A 24,958-nucleotide genomic window follows, 5' to 3' on the forward strand; every position below is an offset into this window, starting at 1 on the left:
CCCCTTTCGCCTTATACGATTTTGTAAAATTATAAGCGAGCAGCTTGTTCTGCCAGATCTTCTAATACCACCATTAGAATGCGCCTAGTATCATCTTTAAGTTCACTGTTCAGATGCTCTTGAATATGTGGGATGGCGTGACCTCCAAGCCCCACAAGTTGTTCATAAGCCTCATAATCTGTTCGCCAGAAGCTTCGCATGCTACCTTTACCAAATTCTCCTCTTTCGATTACATCTACCCAATGTTTTACTTGTTGAACAAGGGGACGTTGCTGTATAGCATCGACTGCAGAATGGAATTCCATATCTTTCTTCATTAAGTCAGGCATTGATTGATACAATTGGTCTTCGGGTACAGTTTTTCTTATGAGCTGGCTTAATGTCAAATAATCACCACCAACGCCATCCGCGGCTGACACGTAGGCAATAAAGTCCTCCGTACGATTCAATTGCTTTAGGTCATTTTGCAATCGATGAATAACTTGGATGGCAATTAAAAAGAGCTCTGAATCTATTATGGTCTTCTCAAATATGTAGTTCTCGTCATTGCTTAAATACGTGGGTGTTTCTTGACTAATACAGTTGAACATTTCAAGATAGGTTTCAAGACCATTCGGCATCTCGTCGTACATAAAGGGATAATCGCCTTCACTAAATTTACAGGAGCGATAGATTTGCTCTAGAGTTTGATTGTAAAACTTGCTACCAGTTTCCAAGTAACTTTCTTGATATTGTGCGTAGTATTGAGCAACCGTTTGCTCTAAAGAATGCCGATTATTAATGTACACTATATAGCTGCCATTATAGCTATCCGTATAGAGTGAGAAAGTATACACATCCTTGTTTCGTCCTTCTTCTATATAGCGAGCAATGGCAGATTTGCAGAAGTCGTAAAGGGCATTCTCCAAATCACGCGTACTAATAAATATCCCATCTTTAGAACCAAATGTCGTTATTTCTTGAATCGTTTGATTGGCCGTACATAGCAGATAACTACCCTTACCTTCTAATTCTCTTCTCCCACTGATTAACCTTCCGATATGAACATCATAACTCATAGTAAAACATTCCCTCCAATTATGTTTAGTAAGCCAATAAAGGTGTTTTGTCATTCCTTATCTGTCCGATTCTCTTTTTTTAGCTTGTAAAGTAAGAGAATTGCTAAGCATTGAATGCTTATTGGGCTGAACAAGGCATACGTAGCTATCGCTTATAATCTGGCTGCTCCAACCTCATTGGATTCGGATTGCTAAGTACCCAATGCACAGCTAATTCACACAGTCTCGCAGGTTCATCACTACTATTACCCTTGTGAAGTTCTTTCACTAATGTTTCAGCCTCTTGCAAAGTCGCTGGGTTTAATGGCGTGCCCAGACGAAAATAATGACCCAAACTGTGGAGCATCTTTCGATATTGATTATCCCAGTTAATGCCACCGTTATCTAAAATTTCATAAGCGACTTTACCAGTAATACGAATTACCTCACCCTGTATGGTGTTCGCATGGCCTTGTGAAGGAATGAGTAAACCCCATAGTTCATTATGCTGCGCCTGCCAACCATTTGAAGATACTGTTATTAGAGAGCTGCCATCATGCATCTTTCGTTTTCCGACTGGGGAAACAGCAAATAGCTGATATAGACGGTAAAGTGCCTCATCCGTTTGATTCAAATATTCCTTATTAAAGTTATCTCGGTGAAATTCAAAATCGTTGCCAATTCGCTTAATAGCGTTTTGCATATCCTGCGTTACAGTCACGCCAGCGTTTAGCAAAATTTCTGCAACCTTTGCCATATTGACGATATCTATGTTTCTACAGGTTGCCAAAGCTTTTTCTAAAGGGGTTTGTTTCATCTTGTTTTCTGCGCTAAGATTTGCGCCTTTGCCAACTAATGTGTAAACTGCATTTGGATTAAATGACTCTGCCGCTGCAAATAAAGGTGTCTCATTTTGATAATCCAGTGCTTCTATCGCTGCACCCAACTCAAGTAACAATTCAATATTTCCGCACCAACTCATTGCCTGTTTATGTAGAGCCGTTCTTCCGTAACAATCACGCGCATTAATATCAGCACCCTGCTCCATAAGCCAGCGAACCAAATCATTCGGTACTTTAAAAAAACTTAAAGCTGTTGATTTACTGTAACCACCATGAGCATCTAATTCACATTGTAAAAATACCTCTTTTAACGCTGATAGATCGCCTATTTCAATGAGTTCCTCGAAATTTTTCGGTAAGGTTTTTCGCTTCCTGCCCATCTATGTTCTCTCCTTAAGTCGGTTTTTTAAAATCACGCCATTCCTATATTTTACTACTTATTCATTTCTTGTAGTATGCATTCTCCATAATTCGCGTGTTATTCGTCTGCTTCTAACGAAAAGTTAATAATGCCTATTTCAAGTATTAAACGAAATAAAAGTTCATAGGATATTGTAAAATGCAATGGAGGATGGCTATGAGCATTGAAGTTATTACATTATCACCAACATTATTTCATGTGTTTAAAGCAGGCGAGTCCAATCCTAAAAAGGAAAAGCGTATTATCTATGGGCAAGCTACATCAGATGCTAATGGTGTAGCGACGTTTTATTTTACAGACAATGCATTAGCTACAGGCAATACACTGTTATCAACAATCGACTACGCAGTATCAAGCGTCTATTCCACCAATTCATCGATTAATGCAAGACCGCGGGTACAAATGAGAGAAAAGAACATTGCTGCAAAATATGTCTCTGCTAACGTTACAAATATTAGTGGTGTAACAGTTTTAGGTATTAACGTTTTAGGTTCAGAAAACCCCGTAAGTGGCGTAGTGGTCGATTTCATGGTATTAGGCAGCTTTGATACCCAAACTTAAATCAAGTATGTTCTTTTCCTAATTATTTCCTTCTACATAACAAGATTTTTTACGATCCCCAACATTGAAGATTACTCTTATTATCTCAGTGGCAGTTTTCCACTAACTAGGAAATCGAATTCTACGCTTTTATATGTATATTAATTGAAAAAGAAGTATTGATTTAAGGTAGTATTAGCTATTTTATTAAGCCACCTATTTTTTGTAATTTAACAATATATGCAAAAATTTTCTTTAGTTCGGACGCTGTTTCTTATTCCAATCACAAGATTATCCTTTTATCCTAATTAGAAGAAACTTATTTAAGCAGATACCTATTATGGTTATCTGTTTTTTGTTATATACAAAACTTATTTAGTTCCCTATTATGGTTAAAAAAGGAGGATTTAATTTGAAAAAATCAACAGTTATATTGAGTGTATTCATTTTACTATTTACGTTTAGTATGGGTGCTTACGCTGCCACTAAGTACAATTTTACTTTCGACGGCAACAAAAAATCTATCGATGTACAGTTAATTAATAACAAGGCTTATGTACCACTAAATGAAGTTACAGAACTATTTGGAGGGAAAGTAACTTACGATAGCAAATCTAAAACATATGCTGTTACATCCAATTCTAGTAAAACTCCTACTACCCAATCGGAATTATCAAAAACGATTAATGGTGTTACGGTGAATATTGACAAAGTCATTCAAGATTCAGATTCTCTAAAAGTATATTTAACGTATATTAATAACTCAAATGATAAAATAAACACTAGCGTTTCTTTATCTAGGATAGTGGCAAATGGCAAGCAATACAGTTACAAACATGATTTCAATTTTGATAGATGGTATAAAAAAGATGTTCCTCATGCTGATTCATATATTGAACCAGGTGTAACTGCCGAAAATGTAATTTTCTTTGAACCTGTCAATGCTGATTCAATTAATATTGCCCTAACTGCTAACTGGGAAGATTACAAATTTAATAATGTAAAGATCACAAAATAAACGTCTCATATCAAACAGATAACTACTACTAGTTGTCTGTTTTTTTATTTTTGTGTGCCATCCATTATCGTCATTATCAAAGCCTGTCCACTAGTGGTCGGAAAAATAATTTTTGTTTTGAAAATGTGAATTTGAAAAAAACAAGGATATTTTATGGAGATACGTTAAATACTATTTTTAGGAGGTGTCGAAATGAAAAGGGATAAAAAAGATACAGAATTTGCAACAGACGAGTCAGCAAAATCATCCAATATTAAAAAACCGAATGAGCGTGTCGGGCATACTGAACCCCCTCGCCCAAAACATGAAGAAGACCTAATTATGGATGAGAAAAAAAGTAAGTCGACTTCATTATAAAATAAGACCAAATTGCATATTATCTATATTGACCACTTATAAGGAGTGGTCTTTTCCTTTTTACAATCTGTTTTATCCTATATTAGTTAATAGAAATTCTGAGTGCGACAACAAGCAAATCAGTTTCTCAAATGATAAATTTTTAGGCATTCTATACAACGATTGTTTAAAAAACAAATTTAAACATTTGATTATGTAAAAAATTTGAAAATCAAAAAATAATGATATATAATTTCATTAACCTATTTTTGGTAAAATTTGTATGATGAATGGAGGATGTGTATGAAGAAAACCTTATTAGCAACATCAATGTTATCTTTACTTTCTTTACATGCTGTTAGTGGTGCTAACGCTGAAGAACCTGTAGACCTTACAAACGCAGTTGACTTTACAAACTCTGAGGACTATACAGAATACGATAACGCTCCGCTTGTAACTTTGCCAAGTATTGCGCCATATGCCAGTGATATGTCAGGGTATGAATATGTGCATTCTAGTTCATCTAGAAACAATCAGCTTGAATTTCAACATTTGGCTAAAAATCCTAGTTCGGCCACAGATTCTGTTAGTTATTCAGTAGCTGTTACGCAATCTTCTTCAGCTAATGTTGCTACTAGCGCTACTTTTAAGTCAATGGTGGCTGAAGTTGGGGTTTCAACTCAAGTAGAACTAGGAACATCTACTACAAAAACACTTTCAATCACTTGGTCGATTCCCGCCAAGTCTAATTATTTGTTAAGAGCAGGAAGTAGTTGGGTGCAAGCAAGTGGAACTGAAAAACTATGGAGTGCAGGCAAAGTAATAAGTTCTAAGACTGTGACAGGAAAATGGACGTATACTAGTTGGAGCGATAAGGTTAAACAATGATAAAAATTATTAATAGTAAACTTTTTATTTTTATTCTAGTTATGTTGACATCTATTTTTGTTCTTGTAGCATGCGATAATAATCAACAAATTGAAGATACAAAACGTAACAATCAGCAATTAGAGGAAAAACAAAATAATCATGAACAACAACAAATTGAGGAAGTCAGTAGTACCGTTTCTTTAGAAAAGCAATTTATTCCACCAAATTTTGGAGTTGATGAATTTAAAGTAAACGCTAATGATAAATTAGTGGAATTTAAAATTTCTTACAGAATCAGTCCTCAGCTTTATGATGTGTTAAGTAAAATTAATAGTAAATATTATTTTGAATTAAAGATACCCGAAAATATTTCTTCAATAATAAACAAAGATAGTACAGGGTTAGTTCCTGGAGCTATTATGGAATTTAATGCACTAAAATATATTGTTACTCTTAATATAGAAGTAGAAAAACCGATGACTACTAGTGAAATAAAAGAGCTAGTACAAAATAAAAATGGTTATGGATTATATATTTATGACCAAGATAAAGATGCGATTCATTACTTTGATGATGTTGAATTGTTTTCTACGATACCTAAATAGAAGGCTAGTTTAAAAGGTTACACGATACTGTAAGCTAATGATAGACATAGAAAAAGGCGACTCTTTGGCCGCTTTTTTCTGTGTTTTATTAAAATACGTAAGTGTCCAACGTGCGGATAACGTGAAGCAAGATGTATCATGCGCATTGTGTAAGAGTGAATAACGAATAGTCGTTTCCAAAGGCGCTAATCACAGCAATATGCTGTGGATCAATTTTTTTACGATAACTCTGGTCCATCCTGTTAAACCGACCACTTTTTTCCCCAATTCCTCCATACAATCATTCTTTCTACTGATTTTTTGTTGTAGAAAATAGTCGTAAGCATGATTTTTGACTTTTAAATCCTATAAATTTACTCTTGTTTTAGAAGGAGTGAATAACATGACAACTTTTTTAAAACCATTTACTTTTCATAACGGCGTCACAATTCGTAATCGTTACTTAATGGCGCCAATGACCACTTACTCAGCAAATGCGGATGATACGGTATCAGATGCGGAGATTACATATTACCGTGAGCGCTCATATGGCGTCGGTGCGGTGATTACAGCATGTGCTTACGTACTTCCTAATGGGAAAGGCTTCCCAGGTCAAATTTCGGCACATAGCGATGAATATATTTTGAGCTTAAAACGTATTGCTGATGCGATTCACGACGGTGGCGCAAAAGCAATTTTACAAATATATCACGGCGGTCGCCAAGCAGTACGTGACCTTGTACCAAATGGCGATATCGTAAGTGCAAGTGAAAACGTTGCAGCAGATGGCGGTGTGGCACGTGCATTAACGGTAGAAGAAATTGAGGAAATCGTCGTAGCATTTGGTGAAACGACACGTCGCGCCATTGAAGCAGGATTTGACGGTGTGGAGATTCACGGTGCCAATACGTATCTATTACAACAATTCTTCTCAGGCTTTACAAATAAACGCACAGACCGTTATGGTGGCTCTGTTGAAAACCGTATGACATTCTTATTAGAAATTATCGAAAGTATAAACCGCGCCAAAGCGCAATATGCTGATGATCAATTTATCGTTGGTTATCGTTTTAGCCCAGAAGAGCCTGAAGAAGACGGCATCACGCTAGATGAAACGGTTCGACTTGTAGATCGTTTAGCAGATGAAAAGCTCGATTACTTGCACATTTCATTAGGTGATTTCCGCTCAGAAGCACATCGTTATAGCGGCGAAAAAGAAAACCGTATTAAAATTTTAAAACGCGTCATTGACGGTCGAATACCGTTTATCGGCGTTGGTTCTATTTATTCACCAGAAGATGCGAAAGAAGCGATGGAAACAGGTGCTGATTTACTTGCACTTGGTCGTGAGCTATTAATTGAAGCGCACTGGGTGGAAAAAGTAGCCGCTGGTGAACCCGTTATTACGGAAATGGATATGAGCCGTGATAATAACATTCCAGAGCCCCTAATGAACATGATGAAACGTAATGTAGGTTGGGTCCCTGGCGTAAAATAATTGTAAAAACGAACCACCATGACACACTAAACTAAACAAACATAAAGAACAAAGTATCTACGATGATCTGCTTTGGGAAGCAACAGATTGTACTAATGCTAGCGATGGTCAAAAAATCATTTATAACTAAGCCTATAACAGCCATTCGAGACTTTCCTGCACAGTTCATTTTCTTACGTATTCTTAATAAAGAAAAAGAAGCGTCTCAAACCCTTGATTTTAAAAGGTTTGAGGCGCTTTTAGTTAGCATGAAGCTTTAGACGTCTCAGGAGCTTATAAATATTTCTGAGACATTAATTTTACTAGGGTTTCTAGCTTCATTGTGTAGAAATTGTGTATAATTATGTTTTTACTTAGATACCTCTTATTTCATCAATACATAAAATGCTAAATACGATTAGAATCAAGGTTTAATTCTTAATGGAAATAACTATTACACTCGCAATACTTTATATCATTTTTCATATCTTTATTATACTGGTAATACATCTTTTTTCTTATTGGAGGGATAATATCGGTATTAAGCCACTTCTTTAGTTCTTTTTGTATTTCTTTCTCTTTTTTACTAATTCCTTAGTCATCTTACGTTTAATTTTATCTAAAAACATTTAAGGCATCGGCAGTTATTCCAACGGCTCCCATTACCCAACCTGCAGGGTTCCAAAATAAAATAGCCTTACAAAGCTTGTTGTAAGGCTTTACTTTTTTAAATACTTGTTCCATCCGTAAAGACTATGGATTTAATTTTGTATTTAAATTTCATATTCTCAAATGGCAAATTATAAAAACGCATATCTTCATCTTTGAATTGATTTAAATCAACAGCAGTATTGAAGTTTGAAGAACCATTTGCAGGAATAACATCCCACTCATATTTGAAATCTAATGTGTATACTAATTCACCAAACATATCATAAAAATATGTTTCTGCTATAAATCCTTTTATGTCTTTATCTGTATGGTTAATATATTTCAAAATAAAATTTAATTCATATCCATAGACATTATCATCAATACTTGGGTCCCTAGGAATAACATCTTCTAAAACTAATGTCAAAGATGTATTTAAATGATTGTCTTCAGCAATCTCTTCATTTTTGGAAATTTTCTCGACACTTTCAACTAAACCATCTTGATTTGATGTATCTACTTCTTCTTTTTCCTCTTGATTTAAAGTTTCTACTTTTTCTTGTTCATTATCACCTGATTTATCAACACTTTCTTCTTTCTGATTACATGCTGATAAAATTAAAACATAAAATAAACTTAGTAATAATAATAACTTTATCTTACTATTTTCCATAATTATTCCTCCAAATATGTATTAATCTATATGGTATCATAATTAAAATTTCACTCAATACAAAATAAACATTTTGAGTGCTATGTACAATTAATTTCAAAAAACCCCCTCGAAATAAGGTCAAATAACTATAAGAAAAAGAAAATTTCACACCTAAATTTCGTTTATCAATATTCCTAAACACATCTACTATTTCTATTAAAAGGAAAATAAATCCAATAAAATAAAATTCTAATTCAAGCACCTCTAGGACACCAATTAGTGAATAAATGTGTAATTTTCTTTATTAACTTAGCTATTAGAACGTATTGTTAAAGACCACCCATCACGGAGTATTTAATTAAAGCCTATATAGGTTAACACCCTTATTTCTTTATATAAGGCTGTCTGAAAAACAAAAATAATGGTAATGCCAATGATAAACCAACTGTAAACAAAGTTAATAGACATATCCACTTTTCTTTAATGTTATACTTTCTCGACTCATTAAACATAAAGATGATAAAACAAAACATGAAATAAAAAAGTCAACAGCGAAGAAGGTCGATATCGAGTTTGCAAATAATAAATCTATTAATAGCCCTAAATCAAATCCATTTTCGTTCAAGAATTGCACCAAAAAATAATACGGAAATACTGTGCCAATAATAGCAAATAACAAGTAAACTTTTCTCATTTAAAAACCCCTCTCTATGCTTTTCACAAATAATATAGTTTAATAATACCTCATAAAAAAATAATTTGAATAAATATTTCCATTTACCATTTTAATGATGGTTCACCTTGCACCATTGATAAACGTTTTACAGCCTTGCTATACGCTCCTATAAAAAATGGAAGAACGCGATGAAGAAATTGCAATCAACATTTTTGCATCTTAATTTTTTGCCCACATTGTTTACCTAAATTTAATTTTATATGTTATTCAATGCTATTCTCGATATTCTTTACACAAAAAAAACGCCCAAACCCCTGTATTATCCAAGGTTTTAAGCGTTTTTCTTTTTGGTTTAAAATCAACCTATGATTTACAATTGATGTCCCAGGAGGGAATTTATCATTCGCCTGGAACCTTGGTATTACTGGGTTTTCAATTAGGTTGTGTAGAAATGTGTAGAACATGATTATTTACTCAACAATTATACATGCTGATTAATTGGATCTCACTAGCTCTTATAAATTAACTATGGTAATGTTCCAAACTGAAATTCTAATTAATTCTTCTTACTAAAAAGAATCCAGGTTTTACTTCTGTTGCAACTAGCTGAACAAAATTATCGTACGTATAAGTAATGAGGGATTCAAACCCGCGACCCGAAACTATAATATCCATCAGCTTCTTTCTCGTGTAGTTTGTCTACATACGATTCTCTAAGCATTATGGCGACCTTAGAAACAGCTTAAAATAATCTAGTCTATCTTTATGTAAATTAATAGGTAAAACACCCTAATTAAACCACTCCAATATTTAACAGATTTGAAATTATAACAGTTGATTACTTAATTTTCTCCTTGCTACTAACATCTTGGGCTCTAAAAATATTAGCTAATTTATTTGTATAGACAATTGTATTATCATTTTTTCTTTAGCTCTTGTAACCGCTACATAATGAGCATTTAGTCTTTCTTCATTTTCAAAATCATAATCTCTACCAAATGCTACAACTTGTTCAAACTCAAGACCTTTAGAACTAAATACAGTTAATAAAGCCAATAAACGTTGATTTAACAACGTTTATTGGCTTTTTGATGTATTTACAAACTTTCAAGTTCTTATAGCATTTAAACACACGTAAATTGTATCAGAGAAGAGGAGCTTATTCCGCAATCGCGCCCGATTGTTGAGTACCTTATTGAAGATAAGCACCCGTTAGCTTAATAAGGCTTCTCTTTATTTTTTTAATATCTTCGCTTCGACTTAATACAAAAACGCCTCAGTTTACTATCAAAGATTATTTTTATTACTTATAAAGGAAATTTGTTCAGCTGATATAATAAAATCAATTAAGTCCTCCGTTTTATTTTGTAGCAAGATGTGAAATTCATATTTGTCATTCACTTTATATATTTCCTCATACAGCCACCATGAATCTTCTAACAAATCATCCTGTTTGATAATATTAATATTTTCAAATATGACCTCATCTATATTTGTATCACTCACTTTATTATCAAGGAGTAATTTTAAGGATTTATCATTCTTAATTGATTTTATAATTTTGCAATCATGGAAGCTAAAATCCCCATCAATTTCTATATCTAGTAATGTTGAGTTTTCTTTTATATATCTTTTGTAATCTTCAATTACTGTGGTTACAATTCTGTAATTTTCCTCGCAAAATTGAGTTACAGCATTTATTACATTACGAGTTGCCTTATCTAAAGTAAACACCCTTATATCTGCAATCTGTTTTACTATTGTTTCTGGTAATTGCTTTTTTAAATACATAAGATTATGTATGAAAATATCATGAAATTGTTCTATTCCCTTTTCTTTATTAAAAGGTTCATAGTTTTCGTGAGATTTTAATCTTAAATTAGCTTCTTCTTGTACAGTAAGCCAACTATTTAATTCAATGTGGTAAAGCTGTTGAAAATATTCTTCTGAGAATGTTTCAGCTTGCTTTTCTTCCTCTAAATGCAGATGTAAATTATTTTTTTGACACAATTCATGCCATTCTTTAGTAAAATATTTCATTTTATTACCCTCGTTTCTCTAAGTAGATAATTTTTAATTAAACTGCTCTGTTAGTTGAATAAGAAAAAAGAGCTGCCTATGCAACTCAATAATCTTCAAGAAAAGCGCCCGATTGCTGAAGATCGTGATTTAGTACTGCATATCTACTTAAATTGCCATGCTACTTGAACGATTAATAAAATTAGGATGGTAGTTACTAACCCTTTAGCAATTTTTAAAGGTATTTTTGATACAATTTTTATTGCAACTTGTGTTCCAATGATAGATCCCATACCCAAAGCAATTGCATAATCCCATTGTAAATAACCCGTTTGATAAAAAATGATAAATGCCCCAAAACAGCTACCGAAATTTAACACTCTGCTCATTTGTGTTGCCTTTACATAAGTATTTTTAGATTTTATAAAGTATAAAATACTGAATGTTGATGACCCAGGACCAAATCCACCATCATACATCCCAATAAAGAATGACATCACTTTAGAAGCACGATTATTATTAAGATTTGTATTATTTGCTTGTAGTTCGCTATACCATTTTTTACTTTTAATAGATACAAAAAATGTAAATATTAGCAAACAAATTGCAATTAGATTTAGCCATTTCTCTGGAAGAATTGACGTAACTAGCGCACCAAAGCCTCCTCCGATAATCGAAGAAATAATGTAGGATTTCATTATTTTCATATTCAACTCTTTTGTCTTTAGAAGAACAAATAAACTAGATAATGATGCGATTCCTGAAGAAAATTTATTTGTTGCGATACTAAAATGAATAGGAATTCCAAGTAGTAGCATTGCAGGTAACGTAATTAAGCCTCCGCCTCCTGCAAGTGTCCCTATAAATGAACCTAACATGCCAATGCAAATAATGATACTGAGAAACGGGATGTTTGTTGTAGCATTAATTTGTAATAATAGAAAAACTCCACCTGCAAATATCAATGAAAGATTAATCAATGTTCTCATTATTTTTCCCTCAACTTTTTATACAAACCATACAACGCTATTATCAATAAATCTAATATATAATTAAGTAATATTCATAAATAATATTTATGCAAGGGGGATTTTCATGAATCTACACGCTTTAAGAATATTTAAAACGGTAGCCGAATTTGAAAATGTAACAAAGGCCGCAGAGTATCTATGTTTGAGTCAGCCAGCTGTAACGATACAAATTCGCCATTTAGAAAAAGAGCTTGATGTGACATTGATCCAATCGAAAGGTAGAGGAATTCAATTAACGAAAATAGGACGCATTCTAGCAAAAGAGGCGGAAAACCTTTTTTCATTAGAAACCTCGATAGAAACAAAAATCGCGAATATAAAAAAACAAGCAGCTGAAACAATTGTCATTGCGTCGACCTATTTACCAGCTACAGCTATACTTCCACCATTCATTTCGAAGTATAAAGATGAAAATGAGCATATTCAATTTGTACTTCAATCAGGAAACACGAAAGACATGATTCATAATTTGCTAAATTATAAGGCAGATATAGGAATTATTGTTACTGAAAATATAGATGAGTCTAATATAGTAAGTAAACATTGGAAAGATATTGAGTTTTATTTCGTTACTCACCCAAAGCATAAATTAGCAAATAAAGAGGTCACTTTAGATGAACTTGTTCAATACTCATTTGTTATGAGAGAAGAAGGGAGTTCAACAAGAAAACTTTTTCAATCCATTTGTCATACTCAAGGTGTGCCATTTCCTAAAATAGGATTGGTTTTTAATGGATTAACGGAATCGGTTCAAGCAGTTCTTTCAGGTTATGGTATTACTTTATCTCCATCTATTGCTGTTGAAAGGTATTTAGATACTAATCAACTGCAAAGGATTTATGTGAAAAACATAGAAATTATACGCCCTGTACATGTATGCACACGATTAAACATGCAGCCAAATACTAGTTCTGAATTGTTTTTAGATTTTCTTTTAAATAACAAATAATAAGTTATCAAACCGCCGTTTGGTAACTTTTCATAAAAGAATGTATTTCAACAATATGACCCGATTGTGGAATAAGAATGAAACACATGTGTACGGCTTTGGTATAAATAGTGAAACAGAAAATAACCATTTTAGTACATTTATTTCGTGAATATGCCCATTAGAGTTGTAAACAGGATTGTTACACAAAGGTGGTATCTGTCAATGCCAATGTACCCCAACCTACGAAATATTGGTTATCCATACTCTGTCTCCCCTTTTACATTTAACTATACAATAATGTTAGATGAAAAAAGCACCCAAAGAATGGTCTAGTTACATTTACAAAAGCATGTCATTCAATAATCTAACCCTCTAATGAAAACGAGCGCTGATCCATATTATAGAATCGCGCCGATTGTTGATAAATCCTGTTATTATGATTTTTGTTACAGTTCATAAACAAAGGGAAATTTGCCATCTACAAATTATTTCTTTTTTATTTTTCCTTCCACTTTACTTTGGTTTTCAGCAACCCTAAATTTTACTATTTGACTAATTAATCCATAAGGGATGGGTTCTCCAATCGGGAATTGAACTGCACCTTTAGAGGTTTTATATCCCGACAATTCATGCTGAAAATTATTAATCCCGCTTGAAGTTGGGTAGAAGCCTATATGGTTTTTGTATGCAGCAAAATGTACCAGATTTCCGTTTAATACAAAAGTAGGCATTCGGTAACTTATTTTTTCCTGGGCATTTGGTGCTGATTCCTTTATAGCCTTTCTTATTGTTTTTAATATTTCTTGAATCTCTTGAGGATATTGTAAAATATATTCATCAATTGATTCAGGAATGTTTTGTTCCATAATATGCCTCCTTGTAAATTTAAGTATTGAAAGGATTTTAAAACACTTTAATATTAAAGTAAATATTCTTTATCTATTTCTCACTCTCTCCAAATATTTTAAATTTAATATTGATGAATTGATTTAAATATTTTTGGTCCATTTTGTTTAAATGAAAATCCTCACATTTTCTTTTGTTTGTTGAAACTTTAAATTCCATTTTCCCCCTCAATCGTGTCCTTCTTATACAATTTCACCATTTTCTTTTTTTGCTCGAATTGTAATTTTACCCACGCATTGTTTTGGATTTTTATAGCCCTTTTCACCTTTGTGAAATAGCATAGAGAATAGATTTTCTACTTCAGCTAATGTTGTATTTTTAGAAAGTTTATGTACACGTATTAATTCGATACCTTTATAAGCATCTTCTGTTCCATGAAATTCAACTTCTCCAATGCAGTTTATTTTAAGTACAAACATCCACAATCTTTAAGATGTTATCATGCGATATTGACTAATAGATACCAATACTATTTTCACTATTAAAAATCTGATATTTTAGATAAAAACACATCTATTGTAACTGTTAATTTAAATTCAGAATTGTTAGAATATTATTAATTACCAATATTACACTTAAAAACTAATTTCTTTCAGGAGGGATACAAATGAAGCAAAAGTTACATTTAATTCCGTTTCAAGTGAATGAAGTGGTCGAAGTGGTCGAAGTGGTGCCAGAAGGTATTGAACTTATTGCAGCTCCAAAAGTTTGGGAGAATTCTAAAGGGAAGGGGATTACTGTAGCGATATTGGACACAGGCTGCGACGTCACCCATCCTGATTTGAGTGGGCGTATTATCGGTGGGTGGAATTTCACTCATGATGATGATGGACAACCTGATCAATACATCGATTATAATGGCCATGGAACCCATGTGGCTGGCACAATCGCTGCAATCAATAATGGCACCGGAGTAGTTGGTGTTGCACCTGAAGCAAGTTTATTAATTTTAAAAGTGCTTGATAAATATGGATCAGGGCAATATGACTGGATCATAAAGGGTATTAACTATGCAGTTGAACAAAGGGTGGATATCATCTCCATGAGCCTCGGAGGTTCTGTCGATGTACCTGAGTTACACCAAGCTATTCAAAACGCAATCACTAATCAAATTCTAGTAGTTTGTGCTGCTGGTAATGAGGGAGATGGACAGAGTTCTTCAAATGAACTGGCCTATCCTGGATGCTACAATGAAGTCATCAGCGTCGGATCGATTAACCTCCAACGCAGATCTTCTAATTTTTCAAATTCGAATAATGAAGTCGACTTAGTAGCCCCTGGTGAAGAAATCCTTTCCACGTATTTAAACGGAACTTATGCAAAACTAAGCGGAACTTCGATGGCAACACCGCATATATCTGGTGCACTTGCACTCATAAAAGAGAATGCCAACAGAAACTTTGAGCGAAATCTGACAGAGGCTGAGCTGTATGCACAATTAATAAAAAGAACGATTCCTTTAGGAAACTCGCCAAAACTCGAAGGCAACGGAATGCTGTACTTAACAACAGAGGAATACTTATCGGATGTATTCAACCAAAAAGTATATGGACAGGCGTTGAAAATATAATGGACAAACTAGATTTGCTATACTGTGAATGGGAAACGGCCAAGTCAGATTTTTTAAACTATCAGGAAAATCGACCCTATTATGACGAAAAGAAAGATAAGGAAGTCAGAAATCAATACTATCATAGCATTTCATTCACGAATACTACTCTTTTAGACAGCCTTCACACATTGCTTATAAAAACACATACAGATCAATTAAACTACAGCCCGCACCGTTATGTGTACCCCTGGGTTGATTTACAGGAAAACGGTTCATTAAAAAGTCTTTATTCTGGAAAAAGGATGGATCCCCTTTCTGTCATAGAGGAGGACGTTCGGCTCCACGAAATGCAGGCAAAAGGGTTAATAAGCATCTTATCGGATAATCTATTTAACTGTGAACATGTAGTGCCTCAATCATGGTTCGATAAAAAAGAACCGATGAGAGGAGACTTGCATCATTTATTCGCCTGCAATCCTACCTGCAATAGCAGTCGCAGCAACTACCCTTATTACGATTTCCATGATTATATCCCTGAAGGATTAATTTTAGGAATCAAAGATGGCTGCGGCAAAGCTGAAGAAAGTAAATTCGAACCAGAATACGGCAAAGGAATCGTTGCTAGAGCTACACTCTATTTCCTAATTCGCTATCCAAACATAATAAAAAAAGAACTAGAGAATACCTCCTTATTGTTAAAATGGCATCAATCTTTTCCAGTATCTATCTATGAAAAGCATCGCAACCTAGCTATCCATGAACTTCAAGGCAATCGGAATCCATTTATTGATTTTCCAGAGATTGCAGAATGTATCGTAACAAATTAAAAAACACTAATTCCCTTATAATCGTACAAAAGAATTAGTGTTCGCTTTTTTAATATTAAACGCCAATAAAGGTATAATTTCTACATGTAGTAGATCGAGATATTAAGGGTGATTGGTCATCTTTTATTCCAAAAATTCGTTTCAAACGAAAATAAAGGAGATGGTTCCAATGACAGTTTATGAGTCTATAACGCTCATGTTTAGTTTCGCTACACTTATTGTAACGATTCTTGCGTTGTCATTTACTTTTTCAAAAAAAAGTAAATCACCCTCTATACCTTACAGAGTAGGGTGAATTACTAGAATGCCAATCGCCTTTAATGTAATCACCTAAATCCGAACAATCTCATTACCTTTAATAGAAACTATCGCTGGTCTATTTTGGTATTTTTTTACACACTTTAAATCTTCAAGGATATGTTGCAAACCTTATTATTCTTCCCCACTAAACTCTAAAATATTTAAACCCTCGGATACTTCTGGTTCTTCAAAAAAATTAGTAACATGAATAAACATCTCTTCTGTGTCAAAAGTTGCTCTTTCGGGTTGTTCGATACACCTTTGTGCAATTTGACGTAAGCATTGCTCATTATTTAAATTAAGGAAAATTAGTTGATGGTTTGCATTTACCTCTGATGCAATATCCAAAAACCATTTTCGCTGTTGTTGAGTATTACCTGGAAAATCCATGACTACATCTGTACCACCACTTAATATGTTTTGGACATGCTTTTTCATCATCGGCTTGAGTTGCGCTGAGAATTTAAGATAGTCTTCAAATGTTGTAATCTGATTAGGGTAAAGAGATGCAAGCCATTCATCCTCAGATAACAATACTGCTTGCTTCTCTAAAGCCACTTGTTTTGATTTAGTCGTTTTTCCAGCTCCCATTTTTCCGCAGAAAAAGTATAGAGTCCCTAGTTTTTTCATATTTTTATCCCTCCTCTTATTTTATCGGTTATTTCCTTATCTTGTAACCTAGCTTATTAATAATTGTTATGTAATGAAATTGCATACAAAGGGATTATTAGAAAACTCACCTATTATCCCAATATCACTATAAAGGAAAGAGGTTATAGTTTTCTTCCTGGTCTAGTACATTTATCGTTTCTTTAATCAATAAAGAAGCATATCCTTTTTTCTTTAATATAAAGGGGTAGCGATTGAACCAATCCCTTTTACTGCTTTTTTGAAAGATTTAGTTCATATACGATGGAGAAGCTTAATAATTGCTTTGTATCAATAAAAAAGACGCCAAATAATTGGACGTCCCGACTCGTGAAAATGTACATAATGCTGGATAAAGTATTTTTCAAGTAAGAAAAGAAATTAAGCAGCTAGCTTTCTACAAGCCTCTGCACATTTGAAACAAGCTTCCGCACACTGCTGGCAATGTTCATAATCATGTTTCTTACATTCATTGCCGCACGCCTCGCATACTGTCGCACATACTGATGCTAGCTCTGAAGCAAATGGTGTATTTCGTGCTAACGCCTGCTCTAAAAAGTTACAGATATCTGCACATTCCCGGTCTAATCTGATGCATTCAGCCATCATCTTTACATCGTCTTCCTTTAGACAAGCGTCAAAACAGTGATTGCAGGCAGCCATACATTGGTGTAAAGCCTGGATTAATTCTTGGTGTTGTTCATGTGATATATTCTATCCCTCCTAAATTTTAGATGTTACTCTCTATACATATACCCCTACAACGTATCTCTAAACATAAAATTAATATATAACGGATGAAGGAGACGACGGATTAAAAAGAAGACTGGATAATTCGGGTTAAAGTATATTGTTCCCCCTTTTTTTGGGGATATTTCTTTGCCTACCGTTGTGAATCCGTATAAATCTGGCTAGACCCCTTATCCCACAATCTAGCCCTTTAATGAAAGCGAGCGCTGATTCTTATTACAGAATTGCGCCCGATTGTTGAATAGTATTATTGATAAATATGCCATTCATAACTTAGAAATGATTAAAATGATTTTTCAAAACAAACACATTGGTGAATACGTTTATTATTTGTAAATTGGTCAATATCTTTCCCAACGTAATGAGTAAAAGCGTTAACTAAGTATAGATTGGGCATATTACTTTGAATTCGATGATTCATTTCATTTCCTTCAAAATAAACGTGATAATAGGAATCAACGATATTAAAATTCATTTTTTCATACCAGTTCTGAACCCATAAATCATCTCTTGTCCAAGCCTCAAAACGATTTAAATTCACACTTCTAGCTTTAGTTTCAGCAGCATAGAGTAATTGTTGTCCTATTCCTCGTCGGGAGAAATCCGGATGAACAGCGACATGCCAAATCATCCCTCCTAACCCTTCTCCTCTGGAGCAAACTGTTCGTTCTTCTATTTCATATTCAACATCAATAAGCCCAACGATTTGACCGTCAAACTCTGCGACTAGCTCGATTGCTGGATTTTCATAACATTCTTTCTTATTTAGTACATTATCAAAATAAGCAGTCTGTAAAAACGCAAGTGTTCGGCATCTTACCCAACCAGTCTCGTCATTAACACTATAGTCTCTAATAATCACTTTTTTCCCTCCGGATTTTAGGGACCACGTAGTTTATAGGGGATTTATACGCTCTTCCCTTAAAATAGATTCACCCCGTTAAATATGTTCGCGATTTTCATAATGTACCGCCTCCTTCTAATTATAATTATTTAAACTTTATCAAATTTTCCCAAAACATACACTGACAAAATGACAGTTTTCATACACTATAAAATAGCCCCCAAAAAAGAAATAGCGCAATTCTTGCTACAGAAGGTACTGCACCCCAAAAGTTAGAGTGAAAAACTAACTTTTGAGGTGATTTTTTATGACTAAATATAATGAAGAATTCAAATTGATGGTGGTTCAAGAATATTTAAGTGGCTCTCTAGGATATAGAGCGATAGCGAAGAAGTATGGTATAGGTGATTCTCCATTAAGGAGATGGGTCCGTGCTTTTAAAGAGTTTGGGCAAAGTGGCTTATCCGTTAAGAAAACGAAGCAGTTTTATTCTGTTCAATTTAAATTAGATGTATTAAACTTTATGAAACGAACAGGTGCTTCCTATCAAGATACTGCGATTCACTTTAACTTGAATGATCCAACTTTAGTTGCTAGTTGGTATCATCGTTTTTTAAAAGGAGGGATAGAGGGCCTGCAAAAAAAATTAAAGGGGCGCCCGTCTATGTCTAAGAAACAAAAATCAACAGCGAATAACCAAGAAAAAACAATGTCACGTGAGGAGCAGCTAGAACGCGAAAATGAACTGCTTCGTTTAGAGGTGGCGTATTTAAAAAAGTTGAAGGCTTTTCGAGAGAATCCAGATGCCTTCCTCGAAAAGCACAAGCTGCCATCGCCTTCGAACTTAAACAAGAAGGATTTCGATTAAAAGATATTTTAAAACAAGTGGATATTCCAGAAGCGACGTATCATTATCATATCAAACTGATGGGGCAAAAGGATCCAGACGTAGAGTGGAAAGTCTTGATTTTAGAGACTTTCGAAAAACATGAAGGTCGATATGGCTACCGGCGAATTCATGCGGAATTAAGAGTGCAAGGACATACAATAAATCATAAAAAGGTACAACGAATTATGAAAAACCTAGGGTTGAAATGTGTGAAATTCGTGCGTAAATCACGCTATAAATCATACAAAGGAACAGTTGGGAAAGTCGCTAAAAACCTTTTGAATCGTAGATTCAGAACGTCATATGCCCTTCAAAAATTGGTGACTGATGTAACTGAATTTAAATGTACAGATGATGAAAAATTATATTTTAAGTCCGATCATGGATTTATATAATGGTGAGATTATTGGGTTAAGTATGTCAAAACGGCCGAGCCTAGATTTTGTGTTAGATTCACTTAAACAAGCGCTTCCAATTATTCAAAAGCGTGCTGAATATCGGACAACCATTCATTCCGATCAAGGATGGCACTATCAACACAATACATGGGTGAAAACATTGAGGCAGAACAGGGTTTTTCAAAGCATGTCTCGTAAAGCAACGTGCGCAGACAATGCGGCCATGGAGAACTTCTTTAGCTTACTAAAACAGGAAATGTATTATGGAGAACAATTAATCTCTTATGAAGCATTACAAAAGAAAATAAAAGAGTATATCAATTATTATAATAATGTTCGTATTAAACAAAAACTGGCCGGCATGAGTCCGGTAAATTACCGAAAACATGCCAGCCAATTAGCTGCATAATAAAAACTCTAACTTTAAAGGGTCACTACCGAATTGCGCCCGTTTGTTGAAGATTGTTATTGAACTAAAGCCCTCGTTAGTTCAATAAACCCCATATAGTAAAGGTATCCCAATATTCAAACCTTTCAATACAAATTCCATAATTAAAGGTCGGTTCAACAACAACAAAATTAAAAACATTGTTTGAATAACCACTAAAATTAACTATCCAATTTATATCTCTAAAAATATCTTCCAATCTTTAAATAATCGCACCTGTTTCACGATAATTTAAATGAAACAAAATAACTTCCTTTTCTTGAAGTTGCTTTGGAATTTTCTTGTATAGCAACCTTAGTTCTTTAGCTGCTTTATCTTTACAATGTCCAAACTTAAATTCCTCTTTATATTCAACGGGCTTATCTATTTTATTGAATAAATCACCAAGTAAATCATAGGAATGTTGAGGTTCTAAGAAAGAATCAAGAGTTAAGTGAATATCTTTGATTTTCATTTCTTTAATAATGGTATTTCTTTTACTTTTCATTTGAAGTAAATTAATCTTTTCCTTTCGTTCGTTTATTTCCAATTAGACAAGCTCCTCTAAAGAACATATTTATTAGTTTTATTTTAACAAAAAAACGGATTTCTTATTGAACTAAACTGCCTCGTTAGCTTAAGTACATTGTTTCACAAACTCACATCAAGATTAACAAAAAACACTATTTTTTATTTAGAAGTGTTATTCAATTAAATGGCCCGTTTGTTGAATAACTCAAAAAATAAAAGCGCTTCAAACCTTTGATACTAAAGGATTTGAAGCGCTTTTCAGTTGGTTCAAACTTGTTCTATCTGAACCTCGATACGTCCCAGGAGGACTTTTAAACAACCCAGAAACCCTTTTTTATCAAGGATTTCTGGGTCTTTGTGTATAATTTGTGTAAAGGATTTATTTCATGTTTATGGTACGATACGGCGGGTGTTCTAACTATAAAAACCCTTTCTTAACTACATCGGGACATTGAAATTTAATTTAACTAAATGACGCTAAATCTATTTCTCTATTTTTCTCTGACGTTATTTGTTTACCAAATTGCGTTAAGTTTTCTATTGTAAGAATTTCACCATTTCGTACAATATAATCAGCAATTTTATTTACGATATGATTTTCTCCATAGGATTTCAAATACTTCATAGAACCAATAATAAGTAAATCATTTTTCACTCTAGAAAAAGCAACATTTAATCGTGCCTCATCGGAAAAGTAAAGGGTTTTTCTTTTTGAACGCGTCATGCAATAGATTACAATTTCTGCTTCATCACCTTGATAAGCATCGATTGTATTGACTGCTATATTTAGCTCACTGATATTCATCTGTTGCTTATAAAATGCTTGTTTAATTAATCGATTTTGCCCACGATATGGACAGATAATCGCAACTTTTTCTGAAATAGGTCTAGTAGCACGAATTTGTTGAACAAGTTGAACAACTATTTCTGCTTCATATTCATTGGTCACAGAACCATATTGGGTATTTTCAACATAGGCTACATGCCGATCCATATTCAAGAAATTTAAATTTTCATTGAAATATTTCGTTGGTCGTTCTGTTGTGTTCTTATGACTAACTAACTTTCCATTATAAAAAAATTCACTAATCATATTACCAATAACCGCTGGCATTCGATATTGGGTATTCAACATCATTTTGTTAGAATTCGGTAATGTTTCATAAAGTCTTTTAAATAAACTTGTTGTAAATAATTCATTTTTACAATAGTCTGCTTCCGATAATTCAATTTTCTCAGCATCATATAGAGCTGGATTAATAACTGGTGGTAACTGTCTGTGATCACCTATCATAATTAACTTTTTCGCTCGATTTATTGGAATTAATAATTCAGCAGGTAAAGCTTTCCCCGCTTCGTCGATAATAACTAAATCGAACTCAACTCGATTTAGACCAATTTTACGCTGCATAAGCCCTAAACAAGTTGCACCAACAATTTTATGATTACGAACAAGTATTTCTCCCATAACAGGCGCATTTTCTGGATTTTCACGAGTGATTATTTTATTCCATTCATTTGAAAATTCTTGTAAATAATCTGGTACATCATTATATTTCAACAAATCCTCATATTTTGAATGCTTTTCATCAAAACTCACACTTTGTAAGTCTGAATCAATTTTCTCTAAATTGCCACATCGAATCATTTCATCCGCTAGCTGTTCATCTAACCCCTTTAATACATTATCTATAGCTACATTAGCTTGGGAAACAACTAAAATACGTGCAGACGGTGTTAAGTGAAGTTGTTGATGAATCAACTCACGGATAACCGTTGTTTTCCCCGTACCTGGTGGTCCTTGAATTAAATACAAATTTTTTTCTGCTAATGCTTGTTCTACAGCCTGTTTTTGTGCCATATTACTAAGCAAATAAGGATTTTTCCATGAAAGTTTCGGAAGTAAAATTGGTTCAGCTTGAACATTTGTACCATTAATAATATACGGTTGCAGTTTTGCATTCAATAAAGCACCTTCTCTAAACGCATCTAGTGCCAGTCTTTGTTGTGTCTCCGGATAACAAAAAACGCGTGTGTAGACAAGCAATCTTTGATGAGAGAATTTTAATTCCTCTTGATTGCTATAACAAATTAAATGTCGGCTGGTCTCATCGAATTCTACTTTCATCTGATTTTCCTCAATAAAAAATTGTGGTAACCCATTTACTGCGATCGTATTTAATATACTAATAACCTCATCATTATTTAAAATCTCATATTTATGTTTATATAATTGCACAAAATTCGTTTTGTACAATTCTACTGTCCCTACTCCTAACTCACATGCTATTTCTGTTCCCTTTGATAAATAATGAATAAGCTTTTCTGTTACTTCTGTCCATTTCGCAAAAAAGTTTAGCCCCTCTATACTTTGATTTAGTTGCTCTTGTATTTGAATTTCTTTCAAGATCATCACATTCAAATCAAACATATTGCGATGACTTTCCTTTGAAAGGAGGGGCAATTCCGTTTCCAGTACCATTTCAAACTCTGCATCCATTACTATAAAGATATCATCGGTTTCAAACGCTTCCTCCAAAGGTAAAATCTGTTTAAATCGTAAAAATGGAAATTCTCCTTGCTCAACTTGAACATTAAAAACTAAAAAATCTCCAAGTTGCAACTTAAATGATGTTACTTCACCATTATACGGACCTATTTTCCATTCATCGGATGCCCCTTCTAAACCCTGCTCTTCATAATAGGTAATAAATTCTTCTGCACCATCATCTGTAAAAACAATCGGTAATGTTGAAAATTGAAATGATCGTAAGCTATCCTCATACTTTTCACTTACAAATATTTTTTGTTGTAAAAGGCCATGCCAACCTGTTGGATAAACCCGAATATTTGCACCTATAGGAGGAATTTTCAATGGATTCTTTAAATCTCTAGATCGCATAGATAATTCTACACCTTTATAAGAAAGTAAAATTTCCCCGCGTTCCCCAAATGACTTAACTGATGCTTGAACACCTACTTGAGATTGTTGGACAGCAACAAATTGAAACATTCCTTTCCCAATCGAAACATTATATGTACTATTATCCAGTCTTGATGTAATAAATACCGGGATTTTCGCTTCTTTTGGTAAATTGTTTAATTCTATTAGATCTTCTACTACAAGGTTGAAAGACTGAAAATTATTTAAAGACAAAGACACATTAGGCTCTAATAATCGATCTTTTTCAAAAAACAATAACTTTCCGATATGCGGAAAATTTTTTGGTAAGCGAAACTCAAAAATAAATTCGTCACTTTTCAATTGAAAACGATGTGCTTTTATTTTTTCTATATGTGCATATAAATAAGAAACGTAAGAATTAGCTTTCTCAAATCCAATTTGTAACTCCCTCCATAAATAGTTCATCGCTTCCTTACGTAAAATCGTTTTTTCTTTTTGAATAACCATTTTCATACGGTTTCGTGCAACTCGAATTTCCTTTTGAATTTCTTTTGATACTTGGATTTGTTCGTAAGTTAATTGAATGTATTTTTTGGAAAATTCATATTGAATTTGACTTTGGCTTTTTGCAAATTGAACACGCAAATTTGTAATTTTCTCATCAGTAGCATACTTAAACTGTGATTCCGTTATTTTATGCTCCGCTAACAATTTTTTAAAGATAATATCTTGTTCTTCTTTAAATTGTTCTATATTATCTTTCATTTCTTGCTGCTTCAAACGTTCCGCTTCTGTTAATTCATTAAATATAAACGATGCTGCTGCTGCTCCTAGACCGATAACAGCAGTTCCACCTAATAATAATGGTAGAAGTGGCAAAGGCATAATACAAT

Annotated in this window: 25 protein-coding genes and 2 pseudogenes; 13 read left to right on the forward strand and 14 right to left on the reverse strand. The window is 33.6% G+C overall.

The window, feature by feature from the left end:
- Positions 1 to 29 precede the first annotated feature (29 nt).
- Together T479_RS15995 and T479_RS16000 are read right to left on the reverse strand one after the other, a co-directional pair.
- On the reverse strand, positions 30 to 1,058 hold the full coding sequence (locus tag T479_RS15995) for a DUF4303 domain-containing protein (protein ID WP_025220212.1): 1,029 nt from the start codon (positions 1,056 to 1,058) through the stop codon (positions 30 to 32).
- Positions 1,059 to 1,203: 145 nt separating this feature from the next.
- Positions 1,204 to 2,259 (reverse strand): ankyrin repeat domain-containing protein, encoded by a 1,056-nt coding sequence (locus T479_RS16000; RefSeq protein ID WP_025220213.1) that lies wholly within the window; start codon positions 2,257 to 2,259, stop codon positions 1,204 to 1,206.
- 197 nt (positions 2,260 to 2,456) lie between these two features.
- On the opposite strand from T479_RS16000, the gene T479_RS16005 reads away from it, so the two are divergent.
- The 6 genes from T479_RS16005 to T479_RS16025 all read left to right on the forward strand — a co-directional run bounded on the left by T479_RS16005 (position 2,457) and on the right by T479_RS16025 (position 7,146).
- Complete coding sequence (locus tag T479_RS16005; protein ID WP_024363243.1) at positions 2,457 to 2,861, forward strand: hypothetical protein; 405 nt, start codon at positions 2,457 to 2,459, stop codon at positions 2,859 to 2,861.
- Positions 2,862 to 3,252: 391 nt separating this feature from the next.
- On the forward strand, positions 3,253 to 3,858 hold the full coding sequence (locus T479_RS16010; protein WP_024363244.1) for a stalk domain-containing protein: 606 nt from the start codon (positions 3,253 to 3,255) through the stop codon (positions 3,856 to 3,858).
- 192 nt (positions 3,859 to 4,050) lie between these two features.
- Entirely contained in the window at positions 4,051 to 4,215 is a 165-nt protein-coding gene (locus T479_RS23960; protein WP_162832720.1) for a hypothetical protein, read from the forward strand.
- Positions 4,216 to 4,497: 282 nt separating this feature from the next.
- Entirely contained in the window at positions 4,498 to 5,082 is a 585-nt protein-coding gene (locus T479_RS16015) for a hypothetical protein (protein ID WP_025220214.1), read from the forward strand.
- Positions 5,079 to 5,669, forward strand: coding sequence for a hypothetical protein (locus T479_RS16020; protein WP_025220215.1), 591 nt, complete (start codon positions 5,079 to 5,081; stop codon positions 5,667 to 5,669). The genes T479_RS16015 and T479_RS16020 overlap by 4 nt, the downstream gene beginning before the upstream one ends.
- Positions 5,670 to 6,051: 382 nt before the next feature.
- Positions 6,052 to 7,146, forward strand: a complete 1,095-nt coding sequence (locus tag T479_RS16025; RefSeq protein ID WP_025220216.1) for an NADH-dependent flavin oxidoreductase — start codon at positions 6,052 to 6,054, stop codon at positions 7,144 to 7,146.
- A 706-nt stretch (positions 7,147 to 7,852) separates the two neighbouring features.
- Here T479_RS16025 and T479_RS16030 read toward each other — a convergent pair.
- From T479_RS16030 to T479_RS16055, 5 genes and pseudogenes are all read right to left on the reverse strand, one after another.
- Positions 7,853 to 8,449 (reverse strand): hypothetical protein, encoded by a 597-nt coding sequence (locus tag T479_RS16030; RefSeq protein ID WP_025220217.1) that lies wholly within the window; start codon positions 8,447 to 8,449, stop codon positions 7,853 to 7,855.
- A gap of 365 nt (positions 8,450 to 8,814) precedes the next feature.
- A pseudogene (locus T479_RS16040) lies at positions 8,815 to 9,125 on the reverse strand (DUF2834 domain-containing protein).
- Between the two features lie 870 nt (positions 9,126 to 9,995).
- Entirely contained in the window at positions 9,996 to 10,181 is a 186-nt protein-coding gene (locus T479_RS16045) for an ATP-binding domain-containing protein (protein WP_025220219.1), read from the reverse strand.
- Between the two features lie 213 nt (positions 10,182 to 10,394).
- On the reverse strand, positions 10,395 to 11,147 hold the full coding sequence (locus tag T479_RS16050) for a DUF4085 family protein (protein WP_025220220.1): 753 nt from the start codon (positions 11,145 to 11,147) through the stop codon (positions 10,395 to 10,397).
- 143 nt (positions 11,148 to 11,290) lie between these two features.
- A complete protein-coding gene (locus tag T479_RS16055; RefSeq protein WP_025220221.1) occupies positions 11,291 to 12,115 on the reverse strand; it encodes a sulfite exporter TauE/SafE family protein in 825 nt (274 codons plus the stop codon).
- 106 nt (positions 12,116 to 12,221) lie between these two features.
- Between T479_RS16055 and T479_RS16060 the strand changes: the two genes are divergently transcribed.
- Positions 12,222 to 13,106: a LysR family transcriptional regulator gene (locus T479_RS16060; protein WP_025220222.1), complete on the forward strand. Its 885-nt coding sequence runs from the start codon at positions 12,222 to 12,224 to the stop codon at positions 13,104 to 13,106.
- A 467-nt stretch (positions 13,107 to 13,573) separates the two neighbouring features.
- Here the strand turns inward: T479_RS16060 and T479_RS16065 are convergent, their stop codons facing one another.
- The gene (locus T479_RS16065; protein ID WP_025220223.1) at positions 13,574 to 13,954 is read right to left on the reverse strand and encodes an iron chaperone; all 381 of its coding nucleotides are present in this window, start codon (positions 13,952 to 13,954) and stop codon (positions 13,574 to 13,576) included.
- Between the two features lie 222 nt (positions 13,955 to 14,176).
- Complete coding sequence (locus T479_RS16070; protein WP_025220224.1) at positions 14,177 to 14,413, reverse strand: hypothetical protein; 237 nt, start codon at positions 14,411 to 14,413, stop codon at positions 14,177 to 14,179.
- Between the two features lie 188 nt (positions 14,414 to 14,601).
- Between T479_RS16070 and T479_RS16075 the strand changes: the two genes are divergently transcribed.
- The 3 genes from T479_RS16075 to T479_RS24355 all read left to right on the forward strand — a co-directional run bounded on the left by T479_RS16075 (position 14,602) and on the right by T479_RS24355 (position 16,668).
- A complete protein-coding gene (locus tag T479_RS16075; protein WP_025220225.1) occupies positions 14,602 to 15,564 on the forward strand; it encodes a S8 family peptidase in 963 nt (320 codons plus the stop codon).
- The gene (locus tag T479_RS16080) at positions 15,564 to 16,373 is read left to right on the forward strand and encodes an endonuclease I family protein (protein WP_025220226.1); all 810 of its coding nucleotides are present in this window, start codon (positions 15,564 to 15,566) and stop codon (positions 16,371 to 16,373) included. Before T479_RS16075 ends, T479_RS16080 begins: the two co-directional genes overlap by 1 nt.
- Before the next feature lie 169 nt (positions 16,374 to 16,542).
- Positions 16,543 to 16,668: a putative holin-like toxin gene (locus T479_RS24355; protein WP_227665368.1), complete on the forward strand. Its 126-nt coding sequence runs from the start codon at positions 16,543 to 16,545 to the stop codon at positions 16,666 to 16,668.
- Between the two features lie 137 nt (positions 16,669 to 16,805).
- Here T479_RS24355 and T479_RS16085 read toward each other — a convergent pair whose 3' ends face one another.
- From T479_RS16085 to T479_RS16095, 3 genes are all read right to left on the reverse strand, one after another.
- On the reverse strand, positions 16,806 to 17,303 hold the full coding sequence (locus T479_RS16085; RefSeq protein WP_025220227.1) for a P-loop nucleotide/nucleoside kinase family protein: 498 nt from the start codon (positions 17,301 to 17,303) through the stop codon (positions 16,806 to 16,808).
- Positions 17,304 to 17,702: 399 nt separating this feature from the next.
- Positions 17,703 to 18,032 carry a four-helix bundle copper-binding protein gene (locus T479_RS16090; protein ID WP_025220228.1) on the reverse strand — a complete coding sequence of 110 codons (330 nt, stop codon included), beginning with the start codon at positions 18,030 to 18,032 and terminating at the stop codon, positions 17,703 to 17,705.
- Between the two features lie 322 nt (positions 18,033 to 18,354).
- Positions 18,355 to 18,933, reverse strand: a complete 579-nt coding sequence (locus tag T479_RS16095; protein WP_025220229.1) for a GNAT family N-acetyltransferase — start codon at positions 18,931 to 18,933, stop codon at positions 18,355 to 18,357.
- Positions 18,934 to 19,222: 289 nt separating this feature from the next.
- On the opposite strand from T479_RS16095, the gene T479_RS16100 reads away from it, so the two are divergent.
- Genes T479_RS16100 through T479_RS16110 form a run of 3 tightly spaced genes read left to right on the forward strand, consistent with a single transcriptional unit; the run spans position 19,223 to position 20,611 of the window.
- The gene (locus T479_RS16100; protein ID WP_025220230.1) at positions 19,223 to 19,783 is read left to right on the forward strand and encodes a helix-turn-helix domain-containing protein; all 561 of its coding nucleotides are present in this window, start codon (positions 19,223 to 19,225) and stop codon (positions 19,781 to 19,783) included.
- 17 nt (positions 19,784 to 19,800) lie between these two features.
- Positions 19,801 to 20,199 (forward strand): IS3 family transposase, encoded by a 399-nt coding sequence (locus T479_RS16105; RefSeq protein ID WP_038509858.1) that lies wholly within the window; start codon positions 19,801 to 19,803, stop codon positions 20,197 to 20,199.
- A gap of 22 nt (positions 20,200 to 20,221) precedes the next feature.
- On the forward strand, positions 20,222 to 20,611 hold the full coding sequence (locus T479_RS16110; RefSeq protein ID WP_249038309.1) for an IS3 family transposase: 390 nt from the start codon (positions 20,222 to 20,224) through the stop codon (positions 20,609 to 20,611).
- Positions 20,612 to 20,687: 76 nt separating this feature from the next.
- Here the strand turns inward: T479_RS16110 and T479_RS24375 are convergent.
- Positions 20,688 to 21,137, reverse strand: a pseudogene (locus T479_RS24375) (YxiF family protein).
- A 486-nt stretch (positions 21,138 to 21,623) separates the two neighbouring features.
- Complete coding sequence (locus T479_RS16120; protein ID WP_025220232.1) at positions 21,624 to 24,950, reverse strand: DEAD/DEAH box helicase; 3,327 nt, start codon at positions 24,948 to 24,950, stop codon at positions 21,624 to 21,626.
- Between the last annotated feature and the right edge of the window lie 8 nt (positions 24,951 to 24,958).

It is taken from the genome of Lysinibacillus sphaericus (genome assembly GCF_000600105.1).
Taxonomy (GTDB): Bacteria; Bacillota; Bacilli; order Bacillales_A; family Planococcaceae; genus Lysinibacillus; species Lysinibacillus sphaericus.